A 5,677-nucleotide genomic window follows, 5' to 3' on the forward strand; every position below is an offset into this window, starting at 1 on the left:
CTGCGCCCGGCATGATACTCCACCGGCGCGGTGCCGCTGCGAGTCATGTCATAGACCCGGGCCACCACCTCCCCCTTCTCCACCCGCTCACCCAGGGCGAAGCAGAGCTCCAGCACGCCGGCGTGCTCGCTCTGCACATAGCAGCTGGCGTCGGGCATGTCGAGGTAGACCTGGGGCTCGCTCGGCATCGCCACCTTGCCGGCGAGCAGGCCGTAGTGGATCAGGAAGTTGCGCACGCCGCGCTCGGTGATCGCCAGGCTCTCGGGGGTGGAGGTGCCGCCGCCGCCGAGCTCGGTGGCGACGAAGATCTTGCCCTGGCTCTCCACCGCGGTATCGAAGAGTGCGGCGGCGTCGAGCTCGAACATCATCATGGCGTAGGGGGCGCCGAAGGCCTTGGCCCCCTCGAGTGCACTGCGCTGCTGCTCGGCGTTCTCCAGCACGTGGGAGGCGCCGAAGGGGATGATATCCAGGGTGCGCCCGCCGGAGTGGAGATCGAGCACCACGTCGCACATCGGCACCATGACCCGGGTAAAGTAGTCGGCGATCTTCTCGGTGACGGTACCGTCGGGGTCGCCGGGGAAGCTGCGGTTGAGGTTGCCGCCGTCGAGCCCGGAGGTGCGCTTGCCGGCCATCACCGCCGGGGTGTTCATGCAGGGCACGATGATCACCCGGCCGTTGACCTCCTCGGCCTTGAGCCGGCTCGATAGCTTGAGCAGCGAGGTGATGCCCTCGTACTCGTCGCCGTGGTTGCCGCCGGTGAGCAGGGCCGTTGGGCCCTGACCGTTCTTGACCACGGTGACCGGGATCATCACCGCCCCCCAGGCGGAGTCGTCCACGGAGATGGGCAGCTTGAGGAAGCCGTGCTGGACGCCGTCGGCGTCGAAGTCGACGGTGGCGCTGATCGGGCTGGGACGCTTGGTCATTGGTAAACTCCTTGTTCTGTAATAGCGGCTCAGCGCACAAACAACTGGCGCGGGAAGTCGGCCAGGGTCTCGCAGCCGGTCTCGGTGATCAGGATGCTCTCGGTGATCTCCAGGCCCCACTCGTCCTCCCACAGGCCCGGCATGAAGTGGAAGGTCATGCCCGGCTTGAGGATGGTCTCGTCGGAGGGACGCAGGCTCATGGTGCGCTCGCCCCAGTCCGGCGGGTAGCTGATGCCGATGGGGTAGCCGCAGCGCGCACCGCCGCGGTCGAAGCCGTACTTGTCCATGGCCGCGCCCAGCGCCATGGCGATATCCGCCGCGCGGTTGCCGGGCTTGGCCACCGCCAGGCCATTCTCGATGCCCTCGATCAGCGCCGACTCGGCGCGCACGAACTCCGCCGGCGGCTTGCCCAGGAATACCGTTCGCGACATCGGTGCGTGGTAGCGCTTGTAGACGCCGGCGATCTCGAAGAAGGTGCCCTCCCCGTTGCGAAACGGGGTGTCATCCCAGGTCAGGTGGGGGGCGGCGGCGTCCTTGCCGGTAGGCAGCATGGGCACGATGGCCGGGTAGTCCCCGCCGAAGACCCGGCCCTGCTCGTCGCACCACCCCTCGATGCCCACCCGGTAGATCTCCGAGACCAGCTTGCTCTTGGGCAGCCCCGGCTCGATCACCTCGAGGATGCGCGAGTGCATGCCCTCGACGATCTTCGCCGCGACACGCATGTACTCGACCTCCTGGGGCGACTTGATGGCGCGGCACCAGTTGACCAGGGAGTTGGCGTCCATGAAGCGGGCGTGGGGCAGCTCGCGCAGCAGGCTCTGGTAGGCCTTGGCGGAGAAGTAGTAGTTGTCCATCTCCATGCCCACCACCCCCTGGTGCCAACCGCGATCCGGCATGATCGACTGGGCCAGGTACTCCATGGGATGCATCTCGGGGTTCTGGACGTAGTAGTCCGGATAGTAGGTGATGTTGTCCGGGTCGATCCAGCAGGTGCGCAGCGCCCCGTTGGCATCCATGCGCCGGCCGTACCAGACCGGCTCGCCCTCCAGGCCCAGCAGCACGCACTGGTGCACGTAGAACGACCAGCCGTCATAGCCGGTGAGCCAGGCCATGTTGGAGGGGTCGCTGATGATCAGCACGTCGATGCCCCGGCTGGCCATCTCGGCGCGCACCTTCCACAGCCGGCTGGCGTATTCCTCACGAGTGAAGGGCAGGTTTACCTGGGTCATTGGGCCACTCGCCATCGCAACAACAAGAAAATCGGCCCTCTCAGGGGGGAGAAGGCCGGCCAGGGTGACGATCACCGACGGATGCCTGGACGGGTCGCGGACCAATCACAGTGGCACCAGGCAGCGGGGAGGGTCCCCATGGAGGGAGGTTACTGCCAACCCACGGTAGGCGGTCAAGCATTTCCTTATCATCCAATCCGCTTGTTCACAGCGGCGAGGACTTCCATGATGGACGCACGCGTGCGCAAGGAGGAGTCATGAAGGTATTGGTGCATATCGACGACGCCGAACAATGGCGCGACGCCCTGGCCCGACGCCTGCCCGAGGCCGAGGTGATCACCAGCTCGGCCCCGGCAGAGCAGCGTCGTGAGGCCGACTATCTGGCGGTCTGGAAACCCCCGGCGACGCTGCTGCGCGAACCCAGGGCCCTCAAGGGCATCGTCAACCTGGGGGCCGGCGTCGATGCCCTGCTGAACAACCCCGGCCTGCCCGAAGGCGTGCCCATCGTCAAGCTGCGTGACGCCGGCATGGCGGGGCTGATTGGCGACTACGTGCGCTACGGGATCCTGCACTTCCAGCGCGACTTCGACCGCTATCGCCGCCAGCAGCACGCCCGGGAGTGGCGCGAGCACGCCGTGGTGGACAAGCCCGACTGGCCGGTGGGGGTGCTGGGTCTCGGGGCGATCGGCGCTCGGGTCGCCGCCAGGGTGGCGGCCGACGGCTTCCCGGTCCACGGCTGGAGCCGCTCGCCCAAGGGGCTCGCGGGCATCACCTGCCACCACGGCGAGGCGGGCCTCGACGAACTGCTCGCCCGGGTGCGCACCCTGGTGCTGGTGCTGCCGGATACGGCCTCCACCCGGCGGATCATCGATGCCCGGGCGCTGGCGATGCTTCCCGAGGGGGCCAGCCTGATCAACCCCGGCCGCGGGAGCCTGATCGACGAGGCCGCCCTGCTCGAGGCGCTCGGCGAAGGCGACGCCGAGGGCCGCCTGCGCGGCGCCATTCTCGACGCCTTCCCCGAGGAACCGCTGCCCGAGGCGAGCCCGCTATGGCGCCACCCGCGGGTCTGGGTCACTCCCCATATGGCCGGACCCACGCCGCTGGGCGAGGCCCTGGACCAGGTGGCCGAGGCGCTGCGCGCCTTCGCGGCCGGTGAGCCGCTGGAGACCGTGGACCCCGAGGCCGGCTATTGATCCCCAGGGCTCCTTCCGGTGGCCCACGCCCTACCCGGGGGCGGCCCCAGGCCCTACGCTGGGGAGAGAGACCCAGACATCGTGAGGAAACCCATGCGCTCGCCTGCGGAATACCGCCCCGAGGATGCGCTGATCGTCGTCGACCTGCAGAACGACTTCTGCGAGGGGGGCGCCCTGGCCGTGGCCGGTGGCGCCGCACTAGTGCCGGGCATCAACGCCGAGATCGCCGCCGCCCGGGCCGCGGGGGCCCTGGTGGTGGCCTCCCGGGACTGGCACCCGGTGGACCACGTCAGCTTCGCCCACCGCGGCGGCCCCTGGCCGGTGCACTGCGTGCAGGACACCGAGGGCGCCGCCTTCCACCCGGCACTCGCCCTGCCCGATGACGCCATCCGGGTCAGCAAGGCCTCCACCTTCGACGCCGACGCCTACTCGGCCTTCGACGGCACGGGACTCGGCGGCTACCTGAAGGAGAGGGGCATCGAGCGCGTCATCGTCTGCGGCCTGGCGCTGGACGTCTGTGTCAAGGCCACCGCCCTGGACGCCCGGCGCGAGGGCTTCGCCACCCGGCTGCTGCCGAGCCTCTGCGCAGCGGTGGCACCGGAGGCCGCCGACGAGACCCTGACGGCGCTGCACGAAGCCGGGGTAGAGATGGAGGAGGTCCCATGACGCCAGCGCCCTATGCGGTCGCCGACGATGACCTGGTGCTGCTCACCGATCTCTACCAACTGACCATGACCCAGGCCTACTGGAAAGAGGGGATGCATGGGCGGGCCACCTTCAGCCTGTTCTTCCGCAAGCTGCCGCCGCCCCGCCGCTTCATGCTGGCCTGCGGGCAGCAGCATGCCGCCGCCCTGGTCAGCCGGCTACGCTTTGCCGACGCCCAGCTGGACGCCCTGGCCGGTACCGGCCTGTTCGACGACGCCTTCCTGGTGTGGTTGAAGGGCTGGCATTTCAGCGGCGATATCCGGGCCCTGCCCGAGGGCACCCCGGTGTTCGCCAACGAGCCCTTCATGGAGGTGGAGGCACCCATCGCCGAGGCGCAGCTCCTCGAGAGCCTGGTGATGAACCTGGTGCAGCCGGAGACGGTGCTCGCCTCCAAGGCAGTGCGCATCGTGCTGGCCGCCCGAGGACGGCCGGTGGTGGACTTCGGCCTGCGCCGCATGCACGGCATCGATGCCGCGGTGCGCGGGGTGCGCGCCTACCGCGCGGCCGGGCTCGAAGGCACCAGCAACGTGCTGGGCGGGCTGCGCCACGACCTGGCGCTGCGCGGCACCATGGCCCACAGCTATATCCTGGCCCACGATGACGAGCGCGAGGCCCTGCGGGCCTTCGCCCGCCACTACCCGGGGACCACCCTGCTAGTGGATACCCACGAGACCCTGAAGGGGGTCGGCAAGGTAATCGAGATCATGCGCGAGGAGCCGTCGCTGGGCGTCGCCGCCATCCGCCTCGACTCCGGTGATCTGGGCGAGCTGGCCAGGGGTGCGCGGGCGCTGCTCGACGAGGCAGGGCTCCGGGAGGTGAAGATCGTTGCCAGCAGCGGCCTGGACGAGTGGCAGATCGAGGCGCTGCTGGCCGAGGGCGCGCCCATCGACGCCTTCGGGGTCGGCACCGAGATGGGCGTGGCCACCGACGCCCCGGTGATCGACCTCTCCTACAAGCTGGTGGAGTATGCCGGCACGCCGCGGCTCAAGCACTCCCCCGGCAAGATCAACCTGCCCGGGGGCAAGCAGCTCTATCGGCGCCTGGGCGACGACGGCCGCTACGCCGGCGACGTCATCGCGCTGCGCGACGAGCCGGGCCTCGACGGCGAGCCGCTGCTGCGCCCCCTGGTGGTGGGCGGCCGGGTGGTCGCCGAGGAGATGGCGCTGGCCGACGGCGCCCGCGAGCGGGTGCGGGAGGCCCTGGGGAAGCTGCCCGAAGCCCTGCTTGCGCTGGACCCGGGTGAGGCGCCCTACCCGGTGGCGCTGAGCCCCGGGCTAGAAGCACTCAGGCGCCGGCTGTGAGGAGTGAGCTCACGGATGACAGCCTCGGTGAGACTATGCAAGAACCCCGCATGCCGGAACCCGCGCCCGGCGATCGGGTCCACTGCTCTGCATTCGCCCAGCGAGACGGACTCTCTCCATGACCCTCAGACGCCTGCTGCTTTCCCTGCTATTCTGCCTGCCGCTCGCGGCGGCGGCGGCGGAGGCGCCAGCCGCCCCGGCGCCCGCCTACCGCCAGGTGGAAGCGGTGGCCGAGCGGGACGCGCGCGTCACGCCCCAGCCCTTCGCCGCCCGCTACCGCCTGGAAGTGAGCGGCTGGCCCAGCGCCAGCGTCAACCACCGGCTTA

The 5,677-nt window shown here is 69.8% G+C and carries 5 protein-coding genes and 1 pseudogene; 4 read left to right on the top strand and 2 right to left on the bottom strand.

The features are described 5' to 3' along the window. On the bottom strand, positions 1-923 hold a 923-nt coding region (gene doeB, locus J5F18_RS16915; RefSeq protein ID WP_346299705.1), incomplete at its 3' end, for a N(2)-acetyl-L-2,4-diaminobutanoate deacetylase DoeB. 29 nt (positions 924-952) lie between these two features. Further along, positions 953-2,152 carry an ectoine hydrolase DoeA gene (gene doeA, locus J5F18_RS16920; RefSeq protein WP_346299706.1) on the bottom strand — a complete coding sequence of 400 codons (1,200 nt, stop codon included), beginning with the start codon at positions 2,150-2,152 and terminating at the stop codon, positions 953-955. A gap of 257 nt (positions 2,153-2,409) precedes the next feature. Between doeA and J5F18_RS16925 the strand changes: the two genes are divergently transcribed. The 4 genes and pseudogenes from J5F18_RS16925 to J5F18_RS16940 all read left to right on the top strand — a co-directional run. Continuing rightward, a complete protein-coding gene (locus tag J5F18_RS16925; RefSeq protein WP_346299707.1) occupies positions 2,410-3,345 on the top strand; it encodes a glyoxylate/hydroxypyruvate reductase A in 936 nt (311 codons plus the stop codon). Between the two features lie 93 nt (positions 3,346-3,438). After that, positions 3,439-4,011 (top strand): isochorismatase family protein, encoded by a 573-nt coding sequence (locus J5F18_RS16930; protein WP_346299708.1) that lies wholly within the window; start codon positions 3,439-3,441, stop codon positions 4,009-4,011. Beyond that, the gene (locus tag J5F18_RS16935) at positions 4,008-5,351 is read left to right on the top strand and encodes a nicotinate phosphoribosyltransferase (RefSeq protein ID WP_346299709.1); all 1,344 of its coding nucleotides are present in this window, start codon (positions 4,008-4,010) and stop codon (positions 5,349-5,351) included. Before J5F18_RS16930 ends, J5F18_RS16935 begins: the two co-directional genes overlap by 4 nt. A 118-nt stretch (positions 5,352-5,469) precedes the next feature. After that, a pseudogene (locus J5F18_RS16940) lies at positions 5,470-5,677 on the top strand (hypothetical protein); the annotation flags it as partial.

The organism is Halomonas sp. BM-2019 (genome assembly GCF_017584085.1).

What these genes read in the sequence shown, in the direction of transcription:
- J5F18_RS16930 (WP_346299708.1), top strand. Translation starts at nt 3,439, where the DNA reads ATGCGCTCGCCTGCGGAATACCGCCCCGAGGATGCGCTGATCGTCGTC.
- doeA (WP_346299706.1), bottom strand. Translation starts at nt 2,152, where the DNA reads ATGACCCAGGTAAACCTGCCCTTCACTCGTGAGGAATACGCCAGCCGG.
- J5F18_RS16935 (WP_346299709.1), top strand. Translation starts at nt 4,008, where the DNA reads ATGACGCCAGCGCCCTATGCGGTCGCCGACGATGACCTGGTGCTGCTC.
- J5F18_RS16925 (WP_346299707.1), top strand. Translation starts at nt 2,410, where the DNA reads ATGAAGGTATTGGTGCATATCGACGACGCCGAACAATGGCGCGACGCC.